Source organism: Virgisporangium aliadipatigenens, from assembly GCF_016863615.1.
Classification (GTDB): domain Bacteria; phylum Actinomycetota; class Actinomycetes; order Mycobacteriales; family Micromonosporaceae; genus Virgisporangium; species Virgisporangium aliadipatigenens.
This window is the reverse complement of record NZ_BOPF01000038.1, coordinates 46,992-73,752: the sequence shown is the minus strand read 5'-3', so window position 1 is coordinate 73,752 and position 26,761 is coordinate 46,992. Positions and strand designations below refer to the sequence as shown.

Sequence of the window (26,761 nt, the reverse complement as noted above, 5' to 3'; positions counted from 1 at the left end):
CCAGGCCGCGCTCATACGCCCCTGCGCTGGAGCCACAGCTCCAGGAGGCCGAGCTGCCACAGCGCGTTCGCGTCGAGCGTGGTGCGGTGCTTGTTCGGGTCGGAGAGCAGCTCGTCGACGTACTCCCGGCGGAACAGCCCACGGTCCCGTGCCGCCTGCGCGCCCAGCGCGTCCCGCACGTCGTCGAGCAGCTGCCCGGACAGGTGCCGGATCGCGGGCACTGGGAAATACCCCTTGGGCCGATCGATGACCTTGTCCGGAACCACGCCCCGGGACGCCGCCTTCAGCACGCCCTTGCCCCCTTCCGCGAGCTTCAACTCCGGTGGGATCGCCGCCGCGAGCTCCACCACCTCGTGGTCGAGAAAAGGTACACGCGCCTCCAGCCCGAACGCCATCGTCATGTTGTCCACCCGCTTGACCGGGTCGTCCACCAGCATCACGGTGCTGTCCTGGCGCAGCGCCGCGTCCACCGCCGTGTCGGCGCCGGGCTGCCCGAAGTGCGCCTCGACGAACTCCCGGCTGAAGTCGCGGGCCGGTGTCCACTGTGGACCGAGCTGCTCGACGAGGTCACGGTGCGGCCGGTCGAAGAACTCGGCCGCGTAGGCGTCCACCCACCGTTCCCGCGGAACATCGGCGAGGGGCGGATACCAGCTGTACCCGGCGAAGACCTCGTCCGCGCCCTGACCGGACTGCACGACCTTGACGTGCCGCGACACCTCCTCCGACAGGAGGTAGAACGCGACGCAGTCGTGGCTGACCATCGGCTCGGACATGGCGTCGACGGCGCGGTGGACGGCCGGGATGAACCGGTCCGCACTGATCATGATCTGGTGGTGCACGGTGCCGAACTCCCGCGCGATCAGGTCGGAGTACTCGAACTCGTCCCCGGACTCCCCGCCGGCGGCGGCGAAGCCGATGCTGAACGTCGTCAGCCCCGGCTGCCCGGCCTGCGCGAGCAGGGCCACGATGAGGCTGGAGTCGAGCCCGCCGGAGAGCAGCACACCCACCGGCACGTCCGCGACGGTCCGCCGGTCGACGGCGACCCGCAGCGCGGCGAGCACCTCCTCGCGCCACTCCTCGGCCGTCTTGATGCCCGAGCGCGTGTGCGACGGCCGCCAGTAGACCTCGTCGGTGAAGGAGCCGTCCGCCCGGTACACGCGAATGGTGGCCGGCGGCAGCTTCCGGATCCCCCGCAGGATCGTCATCGGCGCCGGCACCACGGAGTGGAACGTCATGTAGTGGTGCAGCGCGACGGGGTCGATCGACGTGTCGACGTCCCCCGCGGCGAGAAGGGCCGGCAGCGTGGAGGCGAACCGCAGCCGCCCGGCCTTCTCCGAAAGGTAGAGCGGCTTGATCCCCAGCCGGTCGCGGGCCAGCGTCACCGTCCCGGACTCGTGTTCGACCATCGCGAACGCGAACATCCCGTAGAACCGGTCGACGCACCGCGCACCCCACGCGTGGAACGCCTTGATGATGACCTCGGTGTCGGAGGTGGACCGGAAGGTGTAGCCGAGGCCGGCCAGTTCCGCGCGGAGCTGCTTGTAGTTGTAGATGCAGCCGTTGAAGACCAGCGTCAGACCCAGGTCGGGGTCGGTCATCGGCTGGGTACCGGCCGCGGACAGGTCAATGATCTTCAGCCGGTGATGGACCAGCGCGAAACGCTCGTGCGCCCACTCCCCGGACCCGTCGGGCCCGCGCGCGGTCAGGCACGGGCTCATCCGGCGCACCGCCTCCAGGTCGGCCCTGTCGCCGTCGAACCTGATCTCACCCGCGAAGCCACACATGCGCTCTCCCTATCCGTCGTTCAGCCCGTCAACCAGGTGTCCTTCGAGCCGCCGCCGCGCGACGAGTTGACGATCATGCTGTTGGCCGGCGCCACCCGCGTCAGTGCGGCCGGCGCCACCACGGCCTCGCTGCCCTGGAACACGAACGCCCGCAGGTCCACGTGCCGCGGCACCAACCGGCTCCCGTCGAAGACCGGGGTGGTCGACAGGCGCACCACCTCCTGCGCGATCCACCGGTGCGGCGCCGCCTGGATCTGCTGGCGCAGGGCGTGCAGCTCCGGTTCGTCGGCCGACGGGCCGATCACCACCCGGTCGCCGCCGTACCCGTCGACCGGCTTGCACACCAGCTGATCCAGCCGGTCCAGCACCTCGGCGCGCTGCTCCGGCACCCCGCACAGGTAGGTCGGCACGGAGTTCAGCAGCGGCTGCTCGCCGAGGTAGTACCCGATGAACCGGTCGACATATGCATAGATGGCCTTGTCGTCGCCGACGCCGTTGCCGAGGGCGTTCGCCAGCGTCACCGTGCCGGCCCAGCCCGCCGCGAGGAGCGCCTGGCCGAGCGGTGCGCCGTCGGCGCCGGGCGCGTGCAGCAGGTGGTCCTCGTCGACCCGCAGGTAGAGCACGTCGATCCGCTTGCGCGACCCGCCCTTGTGCAGGTAGACGATGCGGTCGTCGACCAGGAGATCGGTGCTGCGCACCACCGGCACGCCCATCTCCTCGGCGAGGAGCTGATGTTCGAACCACGCGGAGTCGCTCGGCCCCGCGCTGAGCACCGCGAGTCTCGGCGCGTCCTGCGCCTTCGGCGGCGCCGCGTCCAGGAGCGCCTGTCGCAGCAGTTTCGGCGCCGACTCCGGATCCAACAGCCCCGGTGGAACGGGCAACTCGGGCAGCACGCTCCTCGACAGCCGCCTGTTCTGCAAGGCGTAGCCGATGCCGGAGGGCACCCGCAGGTTGTCCTCCAGCACGTGCCAGCCGCTGTGGTCCCGGACGAGATCCATGCCCGCCACGTGCGCGCGCACGCCGGTTCGGGGCATCAGGGCGCCGGTCGGCTTGAGCCCGGGCGCCGTGTCGACGACCCACGCCGGCAGCACGCCGTCGCGGACCACGTGGCGTTCGCCGTAGACGTCCCGAAGAAAGGCGTCCAGCGCACGGGCGCGCTGGATCAGGCCGGCCTGCAGGCTCTTCCACTCGTCGGCGGCCACCAGGCGAGGCACCAGGTCGAACGGGAACAGTCGCACCGAGGACTCGCCGCTGACGCTGAACGTGACGCCCCGCGCGCGCTGTTCCTCGTCGCGGGCCTGCTCGCGCTTGCGCAGTTCGGCCGGCCCGAGGCCGGAGAGCACGTCGATCACGCGCCGGTAGGCGGGGCGCGGCCAGCCGTTCGTGAACGCCTCGTCGTCGGTGCCCTCGTAGCCGGTCAGCGTGGGCGTGGCGCCGATCAGCACCTGCGCCGTGCGCTGGTCCCCGCCGGTGCCGGCGAGCAGGGTGTCGACGACGTCGGCGAGGCGGCCGCGGCGTTCGTAGGCGCGGCGCTGCCGAGACGCCCAACTGCCGCGGCCGAGCGTCTCGGTGAGCAGTTCGTTGACCATGCCCCAGTCGCCGGCGGCCTCCAGTTGGGGGCGCAGTTCGTCGACCATCCGGCGCACGGCCACCGCCGCCGGCACGGGTTTCGGCGAGGAGGGCAGGTCCAGCAGGTCCGACTCCAGCCCGGAACGGGCCGCCCGCCACATCGCCGCGCGCAGGAGCGGAGCCCTGGGCGCGGGAGGCGCAGGGCGTTCCCACGACTCGAACTCCCGGGCGACGAGGGCCCGGAACAGGCCCGCGATCAGCACCACCTCGTCCAGGCCGGGACACGCGTCGGGGACCCGCAGCTCGACGGTGGGCTTGTGCGCCGACGGCCGAACGTCGAAGTAGATCATCCGCGGGTCGCTGATGATGCCGGAGGCGATGAGGTCGTCGACGAGTTCGTCGTGTTCCTCGGCCGAACCGACGCCGCCGGTGCCGCCGGCCGTGGGCCAGCGCTGCCACACCAGCGCACGGGTGCTGGCATAGCCGCTGTCCTCGCCCATCCAGTAGGGCGAACTGGCCGACAGCGCCAGCAGCTGGTGCAGCCACGGCGTGACCCGCTCGGCGACGATCACGGCCGCCGCCCGGTCCGGCACGCCCACGTGCACGTGAGTACCGCAGATCAGCTGCTCACGCGCGAGGAGTTGGTAGTCGTCGAGCATCTGCCGGTAACGCGTCGTCGGCGTGATCCACAGCGCCTCGGCGTCCAGCAGCGGCACCGTTCCGGCGGCGATCAGGCCGAGCCCGGCCGGATCCGTCACCTCGAACGCCCGCTGCCGCAAACCGTTCAGATCGGCGCGCAACTCATCGAGAGAAGTGCATACAGCGCTGTTGCTCTCGACCACGGAGCGTTGCATCTCCGCGGCGTACGACTCGGCCGGGAGGCGTTCGAGGATCTCCGCCGCGCGCGGCACGAGCTCTCTGGTCTGACGGTCGACGACGTGGAACTCCTCCTCCACGCCAACGGTCAGCAGTCGACTCTCCGTCACAGTGTGTTCACCGCCAGGTATCGCTGTCGGGGCGGCCTTGAGCCTGACCAGTGCACGTGTCCACCGCGTTTCCTTGCTGTAGTGCTCGTGATAACTACCCAATCGAAAGGCGCGGCACTCGTGATCTAGCCGACTGCCGGCTCTTGCGCCGCGGATTGAACCGGTGCGGTATCAATCCGTTCATGAGGAGCATGCGGCGGACGATACTCACAGCAACAGTGGCGGCGCTCCTCCTGAGCGGCTGCGACGCCGAGGGCGGCGGCAAGTCGGCCGCGCCGAGCGCCACCCCGAGCGCCGCGGCGACCGGTGCGTCGGCCGGCGGCGCGGCCAACCCCGGGACCAGCGTGCCCGCGCAACTGCTCATGGCCACCGATGCCGTCAAGGCGATCGACCAGGGCGCGGCGATCCAGGAGGACAAGGCCGGCACCTACCCGATCGCGAAGCTGTGCAAACCGCTCCGGGCCGAGCCGTACCAGCACACGTCGCACCGGCGCCTCTGGACCGCCGGCACCTTCACGCTGGTGCTGACCGGACACTCGTTCACCAAGGCCGAGGACGCGCAGCTGGTGCAGAGCGCCAAGAGCGTCGCCGACACCTGCGACAGGTGGAACACCAACGAGGGCGACTTCTACAAGATTCTCGGCCCGGCCAAGGTCCCCGACGGCGTCGCGGACTACAGCAGCCACTACGGGATCTGCTACGAGACGGCGATGGAGGGCGCCCCGGACGAGAGCGTCTACTGCATGGTCTGGCTGGTCTCCGGCTCCAACGCGCTCACCGTGGAGGTCAGCGGCCCGGACGCCAAGCAGCCCTTCCTCGAGGAACTGCTCGCCAAGGTGCTGATCCCCGCGTCGAAGACCCTGGTGTCGGCGCCGGGTAGCCAGAAGGCCTAGATCTCGCTCTTTCCCAGGGCGGTTTTGTAGACGTCGAGCGTCCGCTCCGCGATCGAGCCCCACGAGAAGTGCTCGATCGCGCGCCGCCGCCCGGCCTTGCCCATGGCGTCCGCCCGCGCCGGATCCTCCAGCAGCGCCGTCAGCGCGGCGGCCAGATCCGCGGCGAACCGCTCCGGGTCCACCGGCGTACCCGTCCCGTCCGGGACCTGCTCGATCGGCACCAGCAGCCCGGTCTCGCCGTCGGCGACCACCTCGGGGATGCCGCCCGTGGCGGTCGCGACGACGGCCGTCTCGCACGCCATCGCCTCCAGGTTGACGATCCCCATCGGCTCGTACACCGACGGGCACACGAAGACCGTGCTGTGCGTCAGGACCTGGATCACCTCGCGCTTCGGCAGCATCTCCTCGATCCAGATGACGCCGTCGCGCTTCAGCCCGGCGACGAGCGACGTCACCTCGGCGGCGATCTCCGGCGTGTCCGGCGCACCGGCGAGCAGCACCACCTGCGCCGAGGCCGGCAACTGATCCACCGCCCGCAGCAGGTACGGCAGCCCCTTCTGGCGGGTGATCCGCCCGACGAACGTCACCGTCGGCCGCGACAGGTCGATGCCGAGGCGTTCGACCACGTCGGTGCCGCGGTCCGGGGCGTACTGCTCGGTGTCGATGCCGTTGTGCACCACGTGCACCCGGGCCGGATCCACCGCCGGGTACGCCATCAGCACGTCCCGGCGCATGCCGGCCGACACCGCGACGATCGCGTCGGCGGCCTCGATCGCCGTGCGTTCGACCCAGGACGAGAGCGCGTAGCCGCCGCCGAGCTGCTCCGCCTTCCACGGGCGCAGCGGCTCCAGGCTGTGCGTGGTCACCACGTGCGGCACCCCGTACAGCAGCTTCGCGACGTGCCCGGCGAAGTTGGCGTACCAGGTGTGGCTGTGCACCACGTCGGTGCCCTCGCAGCCGGCCACCATCGCCAGGTCCACGCCCATGGTGCGCAGCGCGGCATTGGCACCGGCGAGCTGCGCCGGATCCGGATAGCCGGTCACCCCCGGCTCGTCCCGCGCCCCGCCGAACGCGTGCACCCGCGTGTCGGCGAGCCGGCGCAGGTCCCGGGCGAGGTACTCGACGTGCACCCCCGCGCCGCCGTACACCTCCGGCGGGTACTCCCGGGTGAGCAGGTCGACGCGAAGCTCGGCAGCCATGGAACACACCCTACGCATTGGGAAGTTCGCCGTCCGGGTGGTGCCGTTCACCCGCTGCGTCTAGCGTCTGCTCATGGCGCCGAAGGTCCTCGCAATCGTCCTCGCCGGAGGCGAGGGCAAACGCCTCATGCCGCTGACCGCCGACCGGGCGAAGCCGGGCGTTCCGTTCGGTGGCATCTACCGGATGATCGACTTCGTCCTGTCCAACCTCGCGAACGCCGGCTACCTGAAGATCGTGGTGCTGACGCAGTACAAGTCGCACTCGCTCGACCGGCACATCACCAAGACCTGGCGGATGTCCACGCTGCTGGGCAACTACGTCGCACCCGTTCCCGCGCAGCAACGGCTCGGGCCGCGGTGGTTCGCCGGTTCCGCCGACGCGATCTACCAGAGCCTCAACCTGATCAACGACGAGCGGCCCGACCACGTGATCGTGTTCGGCGCGGACCACATCTACCGCATGGACCCCGCCCAGATGGTGGCCGAGCACATCGCCTCCGGAGCGTCGGTGACCGTCGCCGGCATCCGGCAGCCGCTGTCGACCGCCGACCAGTTCGGGGTCATCGAGGTGGGGCCGGACGGCAAGCGGATCAGCGCGTTCCGGGAGAAGCCGAAGGACGCCGTCGGGCTGGCCGACTCACCCGAAGAGATCTACGCGTCGATGGGCAACTACGTGTTCCGGACCGACGCGCTCTGCGAAGCGGTCACCAGCGACGCGAAGAACCCCGAGAGCAAGCACGACATGGGCGGCAACATCATCCCGGAGCTCGTGAAGCGCGGCGAGGCCAACGTCTACGACTTCCGCGACAACGAGGTGCCGGGCAGCACCGACCGGGACCGCGGCTACTGGCGCGACGTCGGGACGCTGGACTCGTTCTACGAGGCCCACATGGACCTCATCGCGATCCACCCGGTGTTCAACCTGTACAACTTCGACTGGCCGATCTACACGGACTACCGGCCCTGGCCGCCGGCGAAGTTCGTGCACGGCTGGGAGGGCCGGGTCGGCCGGGCGGTCAGCTCGATGGTCTCCCCCGGCGTCGTCATCTCCGGCTCGCTCGTCGAGCAGTCCGTCGTCTCCCCGAACGTGCGCGTCCACTCCTACGCCACCGTCCAGGAGTCGGTGCTGATGGAGGGGGTCGACGTCGGACGAAACGCCGTCGTGCGCCGCGCCATCATCGACAAGAACGTCCGCATCCCCGAGGGCGCGCAGATCGGCGTCGACCTGGACCGCGACCGTGAACGTTTCACCGTCTCGTCCAACGGCATCGTGGTGATCGGCAAGAACCAGATCGTGGAGGCCTGAGAAAGGGGCCGGTGCGCCCGGCCCCTTTCCCTTAGATGTTCACGATTTTCGCCTAGAGGTTCACGACGACGGTGCCGCTGCTCGGGACGGCCACCGGTGCGCCGCCCTGCACCCGCACGTCCTGCGGACCGAGCACCTCGGCGGTGTAGGTCCCGTCGACCGGCCACGCGACGCCGACGATCTCGCCGGTCGCCGCGCTGCGGATGATGACGTGGTCCTCGACCGGCGTGGTGCCGGTGACCGTGGTGCCGTCCCGCAGGGTGATGTCGTACGTCGTCGTGCCGCCCGCCGTCACGACGATGCGGGCCGCCTGATCGCGGTCGACCGCGTTGCCGCTCCACTGGCGCGGCTTGTCCTTTGCCGAGAAGAGCAGCGGCCACTCGTAGGGCCCGAGCCCACCGAACGTGTAGGACCCGTCGGCCGCCACGTCGGCCGCGAGGCCGGAGTTCGGGCCCGGCCCCGGGTGCCAGGAGGCGAAGTTGACCGCGCCGTACACCGCGGGGGTGCCGTCCGGCTCGGTGACCCTGCCGGTGATCGTTCCGGCCCGGTCGAGCCGGATGTCCGAGAGCGTGGTCACCTGGCCGACGACCGCCTGCACCACCTTCGCGGCGCGCGGGTCACCGGTGCCGCCCGACGCGCCGACCCACTGCGCGCCGTACCCGCTGTCGCGAGGCGCCCGGACGAACAGCTTGTAGTCCCCGGCCGGAACCGTGGGGATGCGCACCGTGCCGCCGCTGTCGCTGCAGAAGCGGAACGACTCGTCGGTGACGTCCGACGCCGGTGCCGTCACCAGTGCCACGCACGCGTCGGTGAGCGGCGCGTCCGTGTCGGCGGCCCGGATCACCGTGGTGAACACGGCCATCGGCTGCAGCGCGGCGCTCACGTCGACCGTGGCCCCGGCGACCGCCGTCACCGCCAGTTCGGTGAAGTCGTGCAGCCCGTCCTCGGAACTGACGTGGACCGTCGTGGGCCCGGCCGTGACGCCGGCCAGCAGCACCACGCCGGAGCCGCCGCTGCATCCGTAGATGCCCTCGTCGAGGGCCGAGGCGCAGAAGTCCGTCACGGGTGCGCCGTTCACCGCGTCGGTCGCCGTCACCCGGAGGCTCGCCGTCGGCAGCAGCGTGTCGGTGACCTCGGTGACGGTGTCGGCGGCCACGGCGATCGGCGTGGCGTCGTCCCACCGCTTGGCGCCGTAGAGGTACTGGCCGCGCGTCCAGTCCGGCGTCCGGAAGCCCACCCGGTAGGTGCCGGCGAAGGCGAGCATCCGCGCGACGCCCGAGGCGTCCGTGCTGCCCGAGACGTACGCCCCGGAGTCGGCGCTCAGCGAGACCGACGCGCCGACCAGCGCCGTCCCGTCGGTGTTTTTCGGTCGAACGGCGAGCGTGCCCGTGGGCAGCAGTCGTTCGTCCACGGTGGTGACGGCATTGGCGGCCACGGCGTAGGTACCGGCCTGCGGCTGCGTCACGACCCGCGGCGCCCACTGCGTCAGGTACTGCGTCCCCGGCACGATGAACGACAGCTGGTACCGCCCGACGGGAATGCCCGCCACGCGGTACTGTCCCGCACTGTCGGTCATGGTCCCGCCGATCCAACGCCCCTCGGGCAGGAACACCGAGACGCGGCTGCTCGCCACCGGAGCACCGGCGGAGTCCGTGAGCGTCCCCGCGAACGTGCCACTGGCCAGCAGCGCCTCGTCGACCACGGTGGTGGCCCCGTCGGCGACCGGGTACTCCCGCGCCTCGAACGGCGAGAGCTTCTGCGGCGACCACTGTTCGGCGCCGAGGCTGACGCTCTGGAAGGACAGCACGTACGCGCCCGGTGCCACGCTGAACGAGTAGCGCCCGTCCGCACCGGCGGTGGCGCGCTGAACGGGCCCGTTGGGACCGGGCCGGTAGAGGCTCACCGACGCCCCCGAGGCGGGTGTGCCGTCCGCTGTGGTGACGATGCCGCCGATGGTGCCGTTTGCCGCACGGGCCTGTGCCGGAACGGCCGGCGCCACGAGAGAGATGAACGCTACGAGTAATAGTGTGCCGAATCGCTTGCCTGACAAGGACTTCACGGTCGCCGCTTCCCCTTTATCCGCGGCGGTCGATCCACCCCGGCGAGGAGAAGATATCGATCAGGTCCGACGCGGGCCAGAGGAGAGGAGCCGATCGTGATACATCGGCTCCTCTCCGTCGGCTACGGCAGGTCGACCACGACGGTCCCGCTCGCGGGAACCGCCACCGGGTCACCGCCCTCCACGCGGATCACCTGCGGACCGATGACCCGCATCGTGTACACGCCGTCGTAGACCCACGCGAGGCCCGTGTAGTCCCCGGTTGTGGCGTTGGTCGCGACGACCCACCCGTAGATCGAGGAGGTGCCCGTGACGGTGGCCCCGTCCCGCATCACGTAGTCGTAGGTGGCCGAGCCGCCCGACGTGACCGCGACGGCCTCGGCGGCGTACCGGTCACCGGTCCCGCCCGACCACTGGTGCGGCTTGGCACCGAACGAGAAGAGCAGCGGCCAGGCGTACGGTCCGAGGCCGGACATCGTGTACCGCCCGTCGGCATCGGCCCGGACCGTGAAGCCGGACTGGTTGTCCCCACCGGAGTGCCAGGGCGTGAGACTGACCTTCCCGTTGGCGACCGGCGCACCTGCCTCGTCGGTGACGGTGCCGACGATCGCACCGGCGACGTCCAGCCGCACGTCGGGAACGACCGTCACCTGGCCGCCCGCCACGGTGACGACCCGAGCCTGCCGTTCGTCGCCCGTGCCGCCGCTCGTGCCGACGATTTGCGCCCCGTAGTCGCCGACGCCCTTCACGAACATGATGTAGTCGCCGGCCTCCCGCTGCGGAATCGTCACGGCGCCGCTGTTGTCGCTGCAGTGCGCGAAGTTTTCCCGGTAGCTGCTGAATGAGCCCTTCTCGAGCAGTGCCACGCAGGCGCCCCGCAGCGGAACACCGGTGTCGGCCGCCCGGACCACCGTCGTCACCGTGCCCACCCCGGGCAGCGGCACGTCGATGTCCACGGTCGCGCCGGCCACCACGGTCGCCGTGGTGTCCGCGTAGCCGTACGGAGCGCCGGCCGCACCCCGCACGGAAACGCCGACGGATCCGGCGATGACCCCGGTCAGCAGCACCACGCCGCCGCCGTTGCTGCACTCGTCCCGGCCGCCGTCCGCCGAGGCGCAGAAGTCCGGGACCGCCGCACCGGTGTCCCTGTCCCGCGCGGTCACCCGCAGGCTGCCGGCCCCGATGCGCCGCTCGGTCAGCTCGGTCACGCTGTCCGGCGCGACGCTGAACGGCTGCGCGCCCGCCTCGGTCCGGCTGCCCGGGACGTACTGCACCCGCCCGGTCCCCGGCTCGAGGAACCGCGCGGTGTAGGTGCCGGCGTAGACCCTGGCGCGCACGACCCCGTCGTTACCGCTGCGCCCGAGCTCGAATTCCGAGAACTCGTCCTTGGCCAGGAACTGCGCGTCGACGTACGGCTGCCCGTCGGCGGTCTGCAGGTGCACCACCAGCTCGGCCATGGGCAGGAGCCGCTCGTCGACGACGGTCGTCCCGCCGCCGTGCACGGTGTGCGCGGTGGCCTCCGCGGCCCTGCGCTTACCGGGTGCCCACTGCTGCACCCCGCGGGCGGCCGGGGGCGAGAACCGCAGCCGGTACGCGCCGGCCGGCAGGATGGACAGGTCGTACCGCCCGTCCGCCCCGGAACGACCGATGCCCCACGTGCTGCCGGTCGAGTCCAATGCGGCGACCTCGACGCCCGCGGCGGGCGCGCCGGAGGAGTCCGTCACGGTGCCGGCGATCGCACCGTAAGCGGCGGCCCGGGCCGCCGACGGCGCCACCGGTGCCAGCGACAGCACGATCGCGGTCAGCAGGAACAGGAAGAAGCCTTTGCCGGTCAAGCGTTTCAAGACGCCCTCTCCCATAGAAATCGCCACCGATCGATTCGGTAGCGAGCCTGGAACATACCGGCTCCGTACGACAGAACGCACCCGAGTTGATCGTTCTCCGGGCCGAGCGGGCGACAAGGGCGCTACGCGTGGGTAGCCTCGGCCCAGGGACCGGGGAGGCTGGCATGACTCAGGCCGACGACCAGTTCGTGGTGCGTATCGACCGACCCGCGCTTCGGCGGTTGACGACCCGGACCGCCGCCGTCGCGGTACTGCTGCACAGCATCGTGGTCGCCGTCGTCGGCGGCACCGCCGCGGTCATGGTGCTCACCGGCGCCGGCAGCACCGTGCTCAAGGCCGCCGTCGGGGCCGGGATCGCCCTGTTCGCCTACGCCGTCGGCGCCATCCACGTGGGGCTCGGCACGCTGAGCCTGCTGCGGCTGCGCCAGGGGATGGACCGGCTGCTCTCGGCCGGGCTCGACGGGCTGTGGATGGCGGTGCCGCAGAGCGATGCCGGTTCGGTGTTCCTGCCATGGACGGCGGTGGGCGTCGTGAGCGCCACCGACCTGTGGCTGCGCGTGCGCATCCAGGCGGGGACGATGAAGTTCCATCCGGGCTCGGTGGGGCTCGACGACCCGAAGATCTGGCGGGCGCTCAACGGCAACGGCCTGCTGGTCGACATGCGCGACGCCAACGCGGAGTCCGACGACATCCTCAACGCGGTGAGCTATTACCGGAAAGCGGCGATGCCGGAGAGTTCCATCTAACCGCGCCTATTTGGCAACAAGGTCCCGGTTTTCCTGGCGGCTGGCGCCCTCGACGGTCCGGTACACCGGCAGCTCGGCCAGCACCCCGCTGGCCTCGAACACGTGCAGTACCGACGGTGGCGGCGCGGCGACCGCGACGGTGACCCCGCAGTCCCGGCCGGCGCTGACGGCGGCGGCCAGCAGCACGGTGCTCGTGGAGTCGCAGAGAACGAGCGTGGACAGGTCGATGATCAGCAGAGGGTGACGGGCGCCGAGGCGCTGCGCCAGTACCCCCTCGAGCTGTCCCATCGTGGCGACGGTGAGCATCCCGGAAACGGTGATCACCGCTCCGTAGGGTTGCTCGACCACACCGACCTGTAGCCGCATACTTTCCACCGTAAAACGCCTTACATGATCCCGCTTCCTGCGGACGCGCCGACCGTACTGACCGCGCCGACGGTAACCGGATCCGACCGGCGCCGGTTGCGAGCCGAGTGGCCAGAATCCATGAAGGGTCGTTCATGAGCGCCGAGCGGTGCCCGGCGGGTGATCACGGACGGTCAGCCGGCTCGAGAAGCACGTCGACCAGACCGGTGATCATGAAGACTCGCCGGACGAGCGGCTGAGCGGCGGTCACCCGCAGCGTGATGCCGTCACGCTCGGCGATGTTGCGGCAGTACATCAGGGCGCTGAGGCCGGACGAGTCGACGAACGCGACGTCGGCCAGGTCGACCGTCACGCGCTGCGGGCGGTGCGCGTCGAGCGCCTCGACGATCGCCTCGCGCAGCTGCGGGGAGGTGCTCATGTCCACGTCACCGCTGGCGGCGATCTCGACCACGGCCGGCTCGGGCACACTCGTCCTGAGCACCAGCAGGGGACGGTCCGCGGACGGGGAACGGGCAGGCATCGTGGCGGTCATCAGCAACTCCTTGCGCAGCTCCGGGGTTCGTGGGAAGTCGGGCAGTGGGGCCCGACGCCGCGAAGGCAAAACCCCATTTGCGGAGCATCACCGACTCGACAGTCGTTCGTGCGCTTCTTGCGACGGTACGCCGATCGGGAACCGATCGCGAGCCGCCTGCCGGTGGAACCGACGCAAAGAGGACTCCTCCACGTGGCACAAAACCGGGATCCGAGGCCTCCGGCCGCTTCGTACTGTGTGTTTCAACAGCAACGCGGCACCGAAAACCCAGCAAGACGAAGACCCCTACATAAAGCGTCTTAGGACTCAGCGGAGGACAAAATGAGCGAGGACTACACCGGCTCGGAAGGCTACGAGCAGGAGCACGGCTACGAGCAGCACGACGACCACGGCCACCACGGCCACGACAACGTGATCGTCGCCGAGTACACCGACGGCACCGCCAGCGCCTACGTGGACACCGACGGCGACGGCTACGCCAACGAGGTCTACAACGACACCGACGGCGACGGGCGGGCCGACGAGGCCTGGGCCGACAGCGACGGCGACCACCGCCTCGACACCTACGTCGTCGACACCAACGGCGACGGCCACGCCGACCAGGCCTACGGCGACACCAACGGCGACGGCCGCTTCGACATCGCCGCCGCGGACACCAACTACGACGGCCGGGTCGACACCTACGCCGCGGACACCAACTACGACGGCCGGGTCGACGCGGTCGGCTACGACCCCAACGGTGACGGCGAGATCGACAAGACCGTGATCGACAGCAACTACGACGGCGTCCCGGACACCGTGGTCTACGACGACCCGGACACCAACCCCTACGCTCGCGCCTGACCTCACTCCGCGCTGATCCGTAGATAGCGAAAAAGCGGCCGGTCTCCCCCCAGGAGGCCGGCCGCTTGCTGTATTGACGTGCGGTGACTCTCGAACGTGCGGCGGATCGCACTCTCGGTTCTAGATACGCAGGGAGACGGTCCCCGGGTTCCCCTTCCACCGAACGGCGGAGAGTGGTATACCCGACAGATTCCGTCGACCGGGGCACGCAACGGATCACCGGGCTCGTCACGTCGCGGGCGTCCTGCCAGGCTGGTCGCATGTTGGAGACCTCGGCGCGCCTGCTGCGGCTGCTCTCGCTCCTCCAGACGCACCGCGAGTGGTCCGGTGCGGATCTGGCCGAACGGCTGAGCGTGACCACCCGTACGGTCCGCCGCGACATCGAGAAGCTGCGCACCCTCGGCTATCCCGTGCACGCGACCGCGGGCACCGCCGGCGGCTACCGGCTCGGCGCCGGGGCCGCGCTGCCGCCGCTGCTGCTGGACGACGACGAGGCCGTCGCGGTCGCGGTGGGCCTGCGCACCGCCGCCACCGGTTCGGTCACCGGCATCGAGGAGACGTCGGTGCGGGCGCTGGCCAAGCTGGAACAGGTGCTGCCGGCCCGGTTGCGCCGGCGGGTGGTCGGGCTGGAGTCGATGCTGGTGCCGCTGGCCGGCGGCGGGCCGACCGTCGACCCGGAGGTTCTGGTCACCCTCGCCGCCGCGTGCCGCGACCACCACCGCCTGCGCTTCGACTACCGCGACCGCGCCGACGTCGCGTCGACCCGGATCTGCGAGCCGCACCGGCTGGTCGCCAGCGGTCGCCGTTGGTACCTCGTGGCTTTCGATGTGGAACGTCATGACTGGCGCACTTATCGCGTCGACCGCCTCACGCCGATCCTCCCGACGGGGCCGCGGTTCGTGCCGCGCACCCCGCCGGAGGGGGACGCGGCGGCCTTCGTCTCGAAGGGTGTCGCGTTCGAGGTGTACCCGTTCCGCGGCCGCTTCGTGCTGGAGGCTCCCGCGGAGGCCGTGCGCGAACGCGTTCCGCCCGACACGGGTGTGGTGAACGCGCTCGACGGGCACCGGTGCGAGCTGCTCACCGGCGCCCGTTCGATGCTGGCGCTCGCCGCGCACGTGGCGGACATGGGCATCCCGTTCACGGTCGTCGACCCGCCGGAACTGGTCGAGTACGTGCGCGAGCTGGGCGGCCGCCTGGTGGCCGCCGCCCCGATCAGCGGTTAGCAGGTCAGGTCCGCCGCCGGCAGCGCGCCCGTGTCGAGGTAGGCGTTCACCGTCGCGTCGACGCACCCGTCGCCGCGGAACAGGTACACGCCGTGCGTGCGTGCCCCGTTCAACGTCACCAGCCGGGAGCCGGTCAGCGCGGCGTGCATCCTCCGGTTGAGCGCCGGGGTGGCGTCGAGATCGCCGTCGGCGTGCACGATCAGCGCCGGGGTGCCGTTGCCGATGCGCACCACGGGAGCCGGCGCCGCGGGCCAGAACGCGCAGGGGTTGACCCGGTTGAGCGTGCCGAACAGCGGATCGGCCGCGCGCCGCGAGCCGACATCCCGCCGGTACCACTCGACGCTTCGCGGCACCGCAGCGTCGGCGCACTCGATCGCTGTCTGTCCACTGTGGAACGCCGACCTCGCGCCGCCGACGATCCCGGCGACCGCCGCTTCGAGGGCCTCGTCCGGTGTGACGCGCCCGGTGTCCGCCGCAGTCCGCAGCTGCACGACGAACGAGGCCAGCTGGAGCGCGTTCTCCTCGTTGTCGTCGGCGAGGTTGTCGACCAGCAGGGCGGGCATGACGGTGTCGTCGACCTCGTACCGCCCGACCTTCAACGGCGTGCGCGCGGCGGCCGCGTAGATGCCGTCGATGACGCCGAGCACCTTCTCCGGGGTGTCGCCGAGCCCGAGCTGTCCGTCGGCGCCGGCGGCCAGCGTGGCCCACTCCCGCAGCGCGTCGCGCTTCTCGAAGCCCTGGGCGTCGCGCAGGTGCACGCCGGCGTCCTGCGGGTCGATCGCGCTGTCCAGCACGATCCGGCCGGCGTTGCGGGGGAACAGCTGCGTGTACATCGCGCCGATGTAGCTGCCGTAGGAGTAGCCCAGGTAGGAGAGCCGGGGAGCGCCGAGCACGGCCCGCACGACGTCCATGTCGCGGGCGATGTTCGCGCTGGAGGCGTGCGCGAGCAGGTCGCCGCTCGTGCGCCCGCACCGCTTGGCGAGGTCCTTCGACAGTGCCACCATCCGGTCGAACGACTCCCGGTCGGCGCCGGCCGACCGCGGGATCCAACTCGCCGGCCACCCGCAGTCGATCGGCGTGCTGCGCCCGGAGAAGCGCACGTCCATCCCGATCAGGTCGAACTTCGCACCGGTCGGCCCCATCGCCGCGGCGGCGTCGTCGATGATGTCGCGCACCGGGATGGCCGGCCCACCCAGATTGATCATCAGCGGCCCGATCCGGTGGGCCGGGTCGGTCGCCTTGATCCGGGAGACCGCCACCGTGATCGTGCGTCGACCCGGCCGGCGGTAGTCCAGCGGCACCGTGATGTCGGCGCACTGCGCGCCGGCGGCGTCCAGTTCGGTGCCGGCGGTGTCGTCGGCGTTCAGCGCGCAGCCGTGCCACTGCACCCGCTGCCCGTAGAACGCCCCCGGCCCGGTGCCCGCCTCGGCCGGCAGGGCCACCAGGGACCCACTCGTCAACGCGCCCGCGGCCACCGCCGCGATACCCCATCGCCTACCTCTCATGGACGAAATCCTGTCGGCGCGGCGGGCCGCCGTAAGTAGGGTGCGCACCCGCGCGCGATGCGGTTTTCCGCAGGTTCCCCGGGCACTCGCCGCTGCCCCATCGAGCAGGAGACCCTAGCCATAGTGCTGACCGGCTCGCGACGGCGGTCCTCGCAAGCTGCGGGCTTGCTGCTCGCAGCACGCCGTAATTGCGTTGAGTCGTGCGGGTAATCCGTCCAGGCTGGAGGTTCGTTCGTCTCTGCCGGGGGTGCCGCTCCGATGCGTCTGTTACGCGACCTCTGGGTCACCTCACCGGGTCGGACGTTCCTGGTGGCGGTGCTGATCGTGATCGGCGCACTCGGTCAGGCCGGGGCCGCCGCGCTCGCCGGGCCGGTGCTCGTCGAGCGTTCCGGCGTGCTGTTCGTGGTGCTGTCGATCGCGCTGTGCGCGACGGTGCTGAGCGACCTCGCCCAGTCCCTCGTCGCCGCCCGGCTCACCGCCGACTGGGGTGCCGACGTGCGGCGCCGGCTGTGTCGGGTGGCGTTCGGCCAGCCGCTGCCGAAGCTGGAGACGACGCCGGTCGGCGAGCTCCTCGACCGCATCGACAGCGACGTGTACGACGTCGGCAACGAGCTGCGCAACAGCGGCGTGCGGATCGCCCAGGCGCTGGCCACCGGCGTGGCGTCGATCGTCACGACGCTGCTGGTGTGGTGGCCCGCCGGCCTGGTGATGATGGCGCTGACCGCGATCGTCGTGGTGACCTTGCGCCGCCCGGTGGTGAAGATCGCTCCGGCCCGCATGGGCGAGGAGGAGGCCTGGTCCGACCTGGCCGCCGTGATGGAGGAGTCCATCCACGGCCAGGACGACGTGCGCACCAGCCTCGCCCGCCCGTACGTGCTGCGGCTCTACGCCCAGCGCGCCAGCCAGGTGCTGGCCAAGGGGCGCATCGTCTGGCGGCTCTCCGCGCGCGTGATGTCGACCGCGACCGGCATCGTCCGCCTGGGTGTCGCGCTCGTCGTGATCGGCGGGGCGTGGGCGCTGGCCACCGGCCGGATCGACGGCGCGCAGCTCACCGCCGTGTGGCTGCTCGCCATCGCGTTCGGCAGCACCGTCGAACAGGTCGGCCGGCACGTCCCCGAGCTGCAGTACGCGCTCGGCGCGTGGGGCCGCGTGCAGCTGCTGCGCGACTCGCCGCAGGAGCCGCCGGGCGGCGCCGCGCCGCAGGACGGCGACCTTCACGTGCGCGGGCTGACCTACCGCTACGCGGCCGACGGGCGCCGGGCGGCGCTGGACGACCTGCGGCTGACGTTCGCGCGGGGGCGCTCGTACGCGCTCATCGGGCGCACCGGCTCCGGCAAGTCCACGCTGGCCAAGGTGCTGACCCGGGCGGTCGACATCCCGCGCGGCACCGTCTTCCTGGGCGACACCGACCTGTGCGACCTCGACCTGGAGGGGCTGCGCCGGTGGATCGCCGTGGTGCCGCAGCGCACCGAGATCCTGGCCGGCACCCTGGCGGAAAACATCGCGCTGTTCGACCCGGCCCTGCTCGACCGGGCCGAGCGCGCCCTGCACGAGCTGGGCCTGGCCCCCTGGATCGCCGAACTGCCCGAGGGCATGCGCACCAAGCTCGGCGACGGCGGCCACGTGCTGTCGGCCGGGCAGGAACAGCTGGTGGCGTTCGCGCGGATCCTGGTGCGCGATCCGCAGGTGGTGATCCTCGACGAGGCCACGGCCCGGCTCGACCCGGTGACGGAGGGCCAGGTGCAGCGCGCCACCGCCCGCCTGCTGCACAACCGGATCGGCATCATCATCGCCCACCGGCTCTCCTCGGTGCGCCAGTGCGACGAGGTGGTGGTGCTGGCCGACGGCGTCGTCGTGGAGGCCGGCCCGCTGCGGGAGTCGCAGCGCTTCGCCCGCCTCCTCGCGACCAGCCAGGCGGCCGCCGCGTCGACCACCGGCCGGCCGGCCGGTCGGGTGGCGCTGGCCGAGCCGGCGGACGACGACGACCTGCTCCCGGTCGCCTGGGAGCCGGCCGAGGTCGAGAAGCCCGCGGGACCCGAGGCACCCGAGGCACCCGGGGCGTCCGCCGGGTCCCGCGCGGCGCCGACCAAGACCGATCCCCCGCCGCTGCCGCCGGAGCCGCCCGCGCGCACCCTGCGCGAGATCTTCCGCCTGACCACCAACGACGCCCGCTACGGCCTCGGCGCGATCGCGCTGTTCCTGATCATGGTGCTGCTCGGCACCGACAGCGCGATCTTGCCGTGGTTCTGGGCGGACGTGGTGGACGGCGAGGGTTCGCTGTTCTGGCCGGCGTTCTGGATCGTCGTGTGCCTGGTCGTGACGATCCCGACGTTCGAGTTCACCCAGCGGTGGTTCCCGGAGTGGTGGGTGCGCCAGATGCTGCGGATCAGCCTGCGGCTGGTGCACGGGCAGACCGGGCCGCGCCGGGTGAGCAAGCACACGCCGGCCGAGGTGGTGGCCCAGGGCGGCGACACCGAACGCGTCGTGATCCTCGCCGACAACCTGATCGACCAGTCGATCGCGATGATCGTGCTGATCTCGATCTACGTCGTCTCCGGTTCCGGTGCGGCGGTGGGATTCTTCGCCGGTGCGATCCTGCTCTCCGGCCTCACGGCGACGCTGTTCGCCCGGGTGCTGGCCAGCTCCGCGAAGAAGACGGTGGCGGCGCGGGCGGCGTTCGCGACGGCCCTGGTCTCCTCGCTCTCCGCGGCCCGCACGGTCAAGCTCGCCGGCGCCACCGATCCGGTGCTGCGGCACCTGGCGGGCCTCGACCGCAAGCGCAGCGACCGGCAGCGGCGCGAGATCGCGATGCAGGTGTGGGCCCGTTCGACACCGGCGCTGGCCAGCGGGCTGTTGCCGATCGGCGTGTGGGCGCTGTACCTGACGGGCGGCATGTCGGCCGGGGCGGCGCTGGTGGCGACCTCCACCCTGACCGCGGCGCGCTGGTTCGGGTGGACCACGGCGTCGCTGGTCTCCTCGATCCCGTCGGCCCGGGTGTGGACCCGGCGGACGGTGTCGATGACCGGCGTCGCCGCCTACACCGCGGCCGTTCCGGGCGTGGACATCTCGGCCGGTACCGCACCGGCGCCGGACACCGCCCCGCGCAACCGGCTGCGCCGGCTCGACCTGGTCAACTTCAGCGCGGTGCACGAGGACGGTACGGTCGGCGCGAGCGACATCGAGCTGAGCGTCACCAGCGGACAGCTGGTGCTCGTGGTCGGCCCGGTCGGCTCGGGCAAGTCCTCGCTGTTGCGGGCGTTGGCCGGCATCGTGCACCACACCGGCGACCTGCTCTGGAACGGACAGGCGGTGACCGAGCCCGAGCTGTTCCTGCGCCCCAACCAGGTCGGCTACGTGGCGCAGCTGCCCCGGGTGCTCTCCGGCACCATCGCCGAGAACATCCAGCTCGGCCACGAGGTCGACGCGGCCGGCGCGATCTCGACGGCCCAGCTGGAGCACGACCTCGCGGCGGCCGGCAGCGGGCTGGGCCTGCTCATCGGGCACAAGGGCACCCGGCTCTCCGGCGGCCAGCTGCAACGGCTGGCGCTGGCCCGCGCCCTGGCCCCGCGCACCGAGCTGCTGATCGCCGACGACGTCTCGTCCGCCCTGGACGTGACGACCGAGCTGGATCTGTGGCGGGCGCTGCGCGGGCACGGGGTGACCGTGGTCGGTTCGACCTCCAAGCGGGCGGCGCTGGCCCAGGCTGATGTGGTCGTGGTGCTGGTGGGCGGCCGGGCCGTGGCCCAGGGCACGTGGCGCGACCTGGCCGATCGATGGGGACACCTCGCCGGGTGATCCGGCGGGGGGCGGACAGCGATGTAGGTGGAACTACGCCCGGCGGGGGGAGCGGTGTACGGTGCCGTCGGGCGTAAACCAATGCGCGCCCTACAGTTTCGTTTCGGCAGAATGGGCATCGACGGTCGTGCAGGAAGTGGTCGCCGTGTCCCGGGTGCTAGGCATCGACCTCGGCTCCGCCCACTCGGTGGCGGCGGCGCTGCGCGACGGGGCGAAGCCGTTCGTCACCCGGTCCGGGCTGGTGCCGTCGTACGTGGCGTACCCGACGTTCGGGGCGGCCCTGGTGGGCGCCGCCGCGCGGGAGCACGCCGTGCGCGATCCCGCGATGACGTTGCGCCTGGACCCGCAGCGGGCCGCCGACCCGGACCTGCTCGTCCGGATCGCCACCCGCCTGTTGCGCAAGCTGCGCGAGGACGCCGAGGCCCAGTTCGGGGAACCGATCAACGACGCGGTGATCGCCGTGCCGGTGACGATGTTCCACACCGCCCGGGAGATGCTGCGGCTCGCGGCGGAACGCGCCGGCATCACGGTCCTGCGCCTGATCAGCGCACCGGCCGCGGCGGCGCTCGCCTACGGCCTGGGCCATCCCGAGGCGGAGGAACGCCTGCTCATCGTCGACCTCGGCGCCGGCACGCTGGACACGGCCGTGGTGGAGGTGGGAGACGGCGTCGTCGAGGTGCTCGCGACGGCCGGTGATCCGATGCTCGGCGGTGACGACTTCGACCAGCGGATCGTCGGCTACCTGCTGAACGCCTTCCGGGCGCAGCACCACATCGACGTGAGCACCGACCCGGTGGCCGTCCTGCGGGTGGCCGCGGCGGCCGAGCAGGCCCGGCGGGATCTCACCGCCCGGGAGGCGACGCCGGTGCGCGTGCCGTACCTGGTCGGCACGACGCCGCTGGACGTGACGGTCGAGCGCGCGCAGTTCCAGCAGGCAACGGCCGACCTGGTCGAACGCCTCGCCGCGCCGATCCGCCGGGCGATCGAGGACGCCGGCGCCGCCCCGGACCGGGTGCTCCTGGTCGGCGGCGCCACCCGGATGCCGGCCGTGGCGGCGAAGATCGCCGAGCTGACCGGCCTGGAGCCGAGCCACGCGCTGCACCCGGACGAGGCCGTCGCGCACGGCGCCGCGCTGCAGGGCGGCATCCTCACCGGTGCGATCCCGAACGTGCTGCTGCTGGACGTCACGACGATGGACATCGGAACGTCGCACGACGACGGCACGTTCACGACGATCGTGCCGCGCAACACGACGCTGCCGGCGCTGCGCACGACGGTGTACACCACGGCTGTCGACGATCAGGCCGATCTCGCGCTCACGCTGCACGAACGGGCCGCCGCCGACGACGTTCCACAGCAGATGCTGACGGCGGAGGTGGGTGACCTGCCCGGCGGCCCGGCGGGGAGTCCGCAGTTGGCGGTCACGCTCGACGTCGACGCGAACGGCGTCTTCTCGATCACCGCGCGGGACGGCGTGACGGGCCGGGAGCTACCCATCAAGCTCTCCTGAGAATCAAACAAGTTCAAACAATCTATTTCATAGAACAAACCTGCCACGCATAATCGGTCACCATCAATGCTTCCCGCCCAGGAGCAGGAGTGACCATGGAACGTCGCACCCTCGTCACGCGCGGACCGGTCGTCGTCGGGGGCGCGATCGCCCTCGGCGCAGCCATTCCCGGCACCGCGAACGCCGCCGTCCGCACGGTGAAGACCGTCACCGCCACGACCCGCACCGGCTTCTACGGCCAGAACCGCGCACCCCTCAAGGCCGTGCCGTTCCTCAAACTCCCACCCGGCGCCGTCAAGCCGACCGGCTGGCTCCGCACACAACTCAACACCGAGGCCGAGGGGCTGTGCGGGCGCATGCCCGAGGTCTCCGACTACCTCGTCTACGCCGGGAACGGCTGGATCGACCACACCCGCGACGCCTGGGAGGAACTCCCGTACTGGCTGCGCGGCTTCGGCGACCTCGGCTACGTCACCGGCAACCAGCGGATCATCGCCCTCGCCCGCCAGTGGGTCGACGGCATCCTCGCCAACCAGGCCACCGACGGATACTTCGGTCCCGACCGACTGCGCACCGCCGAGAGCGGCGGCCCCGACTTCTGGCCGCACATGCCGCTGCTCGACGCGCTGCGCTCGTACGCCGACTGGTCCGGCGACACGCGGGTCGCGCCGTTCATGCGGCGGTACTTCCAGTTCCAGAACACCCAGCCGGCGGTGGTGTTCAGCCGCGGGTGGGGCGCCCAGCGCTGGGGCGACAACATCGACAGCATCTACTGGCTGTACAACCAGAGCGGCGAGGCCTGGTTGCTGGACCTGGTTCGCAAGATCCACGCGGGCATGGCCGACTACACCAACGGCATCCCGAACTGGCACAACGTCAACATCACCCAGGGCTTCCGCGAACCGGCCCAGTTCGGCCTGCTCGACCCGGACCCGAAGTTCCCGGCCGCCACGTACCGCGACTACGACACCGTCATGGCGCAGTACGGCAACTTCCCCGGGGGCGGCTTCGCCGGCGACGAGAACTGCCGCCCCGGCTACATCGACCCGCGCCAGGGCTTCGAGACGTGCGGGATCGTCGAGTTCATGCACAGCCACCAGATGCTGGCCCGGATGACCGGCGACTCCGTGTGGCTCGACCGGTGCGAGGACCTCGCGTTCAACCTGCTGCCGGCCGCGCTCGACCCGGCGCAGAAGGGCATCCACTACGTCAGCTGCGCCAACAGCATCTCGCTCGACGACCGGCAGAAGACGCAGGGCCAGTTCCAGAACGGTTTCCCGATGCTCGCGTACATGCTCGGCATCCGGAACTACCGCTGCTGCCCGCACAACTACGGCATGGGCTGGCCGTACTACGCGCAGGAACTGTGGATGGGGACGTTCGACAACGGGCTGTGTGCCGCGATGTACGGCGGCTCCGAGGTCACGGCCCGCGTCGGTGGGTCCGGCACGCAGGTGACGATCGTCGAGGAGACGGCGTACCCGTTCGACGAGACCGTGCGTTTCACCGTCCGAACGTCCGCCGCCGTCGCGTTCCCGCTGTACCTGCGCATCCCGAAGTGGGCCACCGGCGCCTCGGTGCGGGTCAACGGTTCGCCGGTCACCGGGACGCTGGAACCCGGGTCGTTCGTGGTGCTCGAGCAGACCTGGAACAACAACGACCTGATCATCCTCAGCCTGCCGATGCGCGTGTCGGTGCGCACCTGGACGCGCAACCAGAACGCCGTCTCCGTCGACCACGGCCCGCTCACCTACTCGCTGTCCATCGCCGAACGCTGGAACCGCATCGGCGGCTCCGAGGCCTGGCCGACCAGCGAGGTGTACGCCGACTCCCCGTGGAACTACGGGCTCGTCATCGACCCGGCCAACCCGCAGGCACAGGTGATCCGCAAGGTCGGCGCGATGCCGGCGAACCCGTTCACGCGGGACGGGGCGCCGGTGTCGCTGCGGGTCACCGCCAAGCGGATCCCCAACTGGCAGGCCGACGTCGACGGGGTGGTGCGGCCGCTGCAGGGCAGTCCCGCCCGTTCGAGCCAACCGGCGGAGACCGTCACGCTGCTGCCGATGGGGGCGCAGCGGGTGCGCATCACGACGTTCCCCCGGATCGGTGAAGGCCCGGACGCGATCGACTGGATCCTGCCCGCGGACGCCTCGGCGTCGCACGTCTGGGGTGGCGACTCCGTCGCCGCGATCAACGACGGCAAGATCCCGGCGGCCTCGAACGACCACACCATCCCGCGGATGACCTGGTGGGACCACCTCGGCACGAGCGAGTGGGCGCAGCTGGACTACGCCGCGTCGGTGACCACCTCGGCGGTGGCGGTCTACTGGTTCGACGACACCGGGACCGGCCAGTGCCGCGTGCCGGCCTCGTGGGACCTCCAGTGGCGCGACACCGCCGGCCAGTGGCGGCCGGTCACCGGCGCCTCCGCGTACGGCGTCGCGCTGAACACGTTCAACCGGGTGACGTTCGCGCCGGTGACGACGACCGGGCTGCGGGCGCGCGTGCAACTGCGGGCCGGCGTCTCCGGCGGGATCCTCGAGTGGCGCGTCGAGGGCACGCCCGGCGCCGTCACCTGGAACCGCATCCAGAACCGCAACAGCTCAAAGGTGCTCGGTGTGGCCGGGATGTCCGTGGCCAACAGCGCGAACGTGGTGCAGTTCGACGACAACGGAACTCTTGATCATGACTGGCGGCTGCTTCCTTCCGGCGGCGACTGGTTCCGGATCCAGAACCGCAACAGCCTCAAGGTGCTGGGCGTGGACGGGATGTCGACCGCGAACAGCGCGCGGGTGGTGCAGTTCGACGACAACGGGACGTCGGATCACCTGTGGAAGCTGGTGCCCGCGGGCGACGGCTGGTATCTGATCCAGAACCAGAACAGCGGAAAGGTGCTGGGGGTCGACGGGATGTCCGCCGCTAACAGCGCGCAGGTGGTGCAGTTCGACAACAACGGCACCCTCGACCACCTGTGGCGGGTGATCTAGGCCCCGATGATCAGCGCGTTTCACGGAAAGGTGCACCCAGAACGCACCTTTCCGTGAAACGTAACGATCTTTCAGTCCTCCAGGGTGATGGCCAGCACGGGGCAGACCGCGGCCGCGTGCCGCACCTCCGCCACGGTGTCCGCCCCCGGGGACTCCGTCAGGAGGAACGCGATCCCGTCCTCGTCGCGCTGGTCGAACACCTCCGGCGCGGCCAGCAAGCACTGCCCCGACACGACGCACTTCTCCTGATCGAGCTGAATCTTCACGGATTCGCTCCTTACCAGGTCACCGGGAGTTCGTAGACGCCGTACACGGAACCGTCGTGCTTGAACGGAATCCGGTCGATGGAGGTCGCGAGGCGCAGGGACGGGATGCGCCGGTAGAGCGTGCCGTACACGACCTGCAGTTCCATGCGGGCCAGCGGCTGGCCGAGGCACTGGTGCGCCCCGAAGCCGAACGCCAGGTGGCCGCGCGCGTCCCGGGTCAGGTCCAGGGTGTCCGGATCGGTGAAGACGGACGGGTCGCGGTTGCCGATGTCGTTCGCCATGATGATGCCCTCGCCGGCGCGAATCAGCTCACCGGCGATCTCGATGTCCGCCAGGGCCACGCGGCGTCGGCCGCCGTGGGGGATGTTCAGGTAGCGCAGGAGTTCGTTGACGGCGCCGGCGATCAGTTTCGGGTCGTCCGTCTCCCGCAGCAGGGTCAGCTGGTCGGGGTTCTCCAGGAGGGCCAACGTGCCGAGCGCGATCATGTTCGCCGTGGTCTCGTGGCCGGCGATGAGCAGCAGTGTGGCTATCCCGGCGGCCTCGGCGCGGGCCAGCTCGCCCGCCTCGATGCGAGCGGCGAGTTGGGAGAGCAGGTCGTCGGTGGGCGCGGCCGTCTTGGCGCCGATGAGGTCGTCCAGATAGGCGTTGAATATCTGGAACGCCTCGCGGCGTTCGGCCGGCGACGCGTTGCGGTTGACGAGGTGCTTGCTGTTGTCCTGGAAGAAGTCGTGATCGGTGTACGGGACGCCGAGCAGTTCGCAGATGACCAGCGACGGCACCGGCAGCGCGAACGCCTGCACGAGGTCCACCGGCCGCGGCCCGTCGAGCATCTCGTCGATGAGTCCATCCACAATGGACTGGACGAGCGGCCGCATCGCCTCGACCCGCTTGACGGCAAAGGGTGCGGTCACCGTGCGGCGCAGCCGGCTGTGCTCCGGATCGTCCATCAGGACGAACCCGATTGAGACACGGTGGCGGTCGACCGACGCACCGGCCGGGAAACCCGGGTGCCGCACGTCGGCGCTGATCCGCGGATCGCTGAGCAGCGCACGCTGTTCGGCGTAGCGGGTCACGAGCCAGGGTGTCGTGCCGTTCGCCAACCGAACCCGCGTCAGCGGGGCCTCGCGCTGCAGTTCGTGCAGGGCGGGCGGCGGATCGAACGGACACCCCGCGGCCCGCGCCATCGGGAACTCCTGGATGGTCATGCTCTTCCTCCCACCGGTGAGGCGTTGCGGAGCAGACGTACCTGTTTGGGCATGTTCCAGCCGAGGACGGCAACCGGCCGGTCATCGTGCTGGTACGGGCCACGAAACGGTCCTCGGTGACGGAGTCGTCCACAATAGACACC

General features: G+C 71.0%; 18 protein-coding genes. 8 read left to right on the top strand and 10 right to left on the bottom strand.

Translation table 11 applies throughout. From position 1 onward, the window contains the following. Positions 1–11 precede the first annotated feature (11 nt). Both Val02_RS37855 and Val02_RS37850 read right to left on the bottom strand, forming a co-directional pair. A complete protein-coding gene (locus Val02_RS37855) occupies positions 12–1,784 on the bottom strand; it encodes an N-acetylglutaminylglutamine amidotransferase (protein ID WP_203904136.1) in 1,773 nt (590 codons plus the stop codon). Positions 1,785–1,804: 20 nt separating this feature from the next. Then, positions 1,805–4,339, bottom strand: coding sequence for a carboxylate--amine ligase/circularly permuted type 2 ATP-grasp protein (locus Val02_RS37850; protein WP_203904135.1), 2,535 nt, complete (start codon positions 4,337–4,339; stop codon positions 1,805–1,807). A gap of 218 nt (positions 4,340–4,557) precedes the next feature. On the opposite strand from Val02_RS37850, the gene Val02_RS37845 reads away from it, so the two are divergent. Continuing rightward, positions 4,558–5,232: a hypothetical protein gene (locus Val02_RS37845; protein WP_203904134.1), complete on the top strand. Its 675-nt coding sequence runs from the start codon at positions 4,558–4,560 to the stop codon at positions 5,230–5,232. On the opposite strand, the gene glgA is transcribed toward Val02_RS37845, so the two are convergent. Continuing rightward, a complete protein-coding gene (glgA, locus tag Val02_RS37840) occupies positions 5,229–6,431 on the bottom strand; it encodes a glycogen synthase (RefSeq protein WP_203904133.1) in 1,203 nt (400 codons plus the stop codon). The genes Val02_RS37845 and glgA overlap by 4 nt on opposite strands. Before the next feature lie 73 nt (positions 6,432–6,504). Between glgA and glgC the strand changes: the two genes are divergently transcribed. Beyond that, a complete protein-coding gene (gene glgC / locus Val02_RS37835) occupies positions 6,505–7,737 on the top strand; it encodes a glucose-1-phosphate adenylyltransferase (protein WP_203904132.1) in 1,233 nt (410 codons plus the stop codon). Between the two features lie 52 nt (positions 7,738–7,789). Here glgC and Val02_RS37830 read toward each other — a convergent pair whose 3' ends face one another. Next, the gene (locus Val02_RS37830) at positions 7,790–9,787 is read right to left on the bottom strand and encodes a carboxypeptidase-like regulatory domain-containing protein (protein ID WP_203904131.1); all 1,998 of its coding nucleotides are present in this window, start codon (positions 9,785–9,787) and stop codon (positions 7,790–7,792) included. Positions 9,788–9,918: 131 nt separating this feature from the next. Next, positions 9,919–11,640 (bottom strand): carboxypeptidase-like regulatory domain-containing protein, encoded by a 1,722-nt coding sequence (locus tag Val02_RS37825; RefSeq protein WP_203904130.1) that lies wholly within the window; start codon positions 11,638–11,640, stop codon positions 9,919–9,921. 164 nt (positions 11,641–11,804) lie between these two features. Between Val02_RS37825 and Val02_RS37820 the strand changes: the two genes are divergently transcribed. After that, entirely contained in the window at positions 11,805–12,386 is a 582-nt protein-coding gene (locus tag Val02_RS37820) for a hypothetical protein (protein WP_203904129.1), read from the top strand. 6 nt (positions 12,387–12,392) lie between these two features. Here Val02_RS37820 and Val02_RS37815 read toward each other — a convergent pair whose 3' ends face one another. Together Val02_RS37815 and Val02_RS37810 are read right to left on the bottom strand one after the other, a co-directional pair. Beyond that, a complete protein-coding gene (locus Val02_RS37815; RefSeq protein ID WP_203904128.1) occupies positions 12,393–12,752 on the bottom strand; it encodes an STAS domain-containing protein in 360 nt (119 codons plus the stop codon). 163 nt (positions 12,753–12,915) lie between these two features. Beyond that, positions 12,916–13,284, bottom strand: coding sequence for an STAS domain-containing protein (locus Val02_RS37810; protein ID WP_203904127.1), 369 nt, complete (start codon positions 13,282–13,284; stop codon positions 12,916–12,918). 321 nt (positions 13,285–13,605) lie between these two features. Between Val02_RS37810 and Val02_RS37805 the strand changes: the two genes are divergently transcribed. Beyond that, on the top strand, positions 13,606–14,127 hold the full coding sequence (locus tag Val02_RS37805) for a hypothetical protein (protein WP_203904126.1): 522 nt from the start codon (positions 13,606–13,608) through the stop codon (positions 14,125–14,127). Positions 14,128–14,387: 260 nt separating this feature from the next. Continuing rightward, positions 14,388–15,350, top strand: a complete 963-nt coding sequence (locus Val02_RS37800) for a helix-turn-helix transcriptional regulator (protein WP_203904125.1) — start codon at positions 14,388–14,390, stop codon at positions 15,348–15,350. Here the strand turns inward: Val02_RS37800 and Val02_RS37795 are convergent. Next, positions 15,347–16,855, bottom strand: a complete 1,509-nt coding sequence (locus tag Val02_RS37795) for an alpha/beta fold hydrolase (RefSeq protein ID WP_203904124.1) — start codon at positions 16,853–16,855, stop codon at positions 15,347–15,349. The genes Val02_RS37800 and Val02_RS37795 overlap by 4 nt on opposite strands. 258 nt (positions 16,856–17,113) lie before the next feature. Between Val02_RS37795 and Val02_RS37790 the strand changes: the two genes are divergently transcribed. The 3 genes from Val02_RS37790 (at position 17,114) to Val02_RS37780 (ending at position 25,147) form a co-directional block, all read left to right on the top strand. Then, a complete protein-coding gene (locus tag Val02_RS37790) occupies positions 17,114–20,650 on the top strand; it encodes an ABC transporter ATP-binding protein (RefSeq protein WP_203904123.1) in 3,537 nt (1,178 codons plus the stop codon). A 145-nt stretch (positions 20,651–20,795) separates the two neighbouring features. Continuing rightward, the gene (locus tag Val02_RS37785) at positions 20,796–22,160 is read left to right on the top strand and encodes an Hsp70 family protein (protein ID WP_203904122.1); all 1,365 of its coding nucleotides are present in this window, start codon (positions 20,796–20,798) and stop codon (positions 22,158–22,160) included. A gap of 95 nt (positions 22,161–22,255) precedes the next feature. Further along, positions 22,256–25,147, top strand: coding sequence for an RICIN domain-containing protein (locus tag Val02_RS37780; protein WP_203904121.1), 2,892 nt, complete (start codon positions 22,256–22,258; stop codon positions 25,145–25,147). A gap of 71 nt (positions 25,148–25,218) precedes the next feature. On the opposite strand, the gene Val02_RS37775 is transcribed toward Val02_RS37780, so the two are convergent. Together Val02_RS37775 and Val02_RS37770 are read right to left on the bottom strand one after the other, a co-directional pair. Beyond that, positions 25,219–25,413, bottom strand: coding sequence for a ferredoxin (locus Val02_RS37775; protein WP_239153642.1), 195 nt, complete (start codon positions 25,411–25,413; stop codon positions 25,219–25,221). A gap of 11 nt (positions 25,414–25,424) precedes the next feature. After that, complete coding sequence (locus Val02_RS37770; RefSeq protein ID WP_203904120.1) at positions 25,425–26,618, bottom strand: cytochrome P450; 1,194 nt, start codon at positions 26,616–26,618, stop codon at positions 25,425–25,427. Positions 26,619–26,761 lie beyond the last annotated feature (143 nt).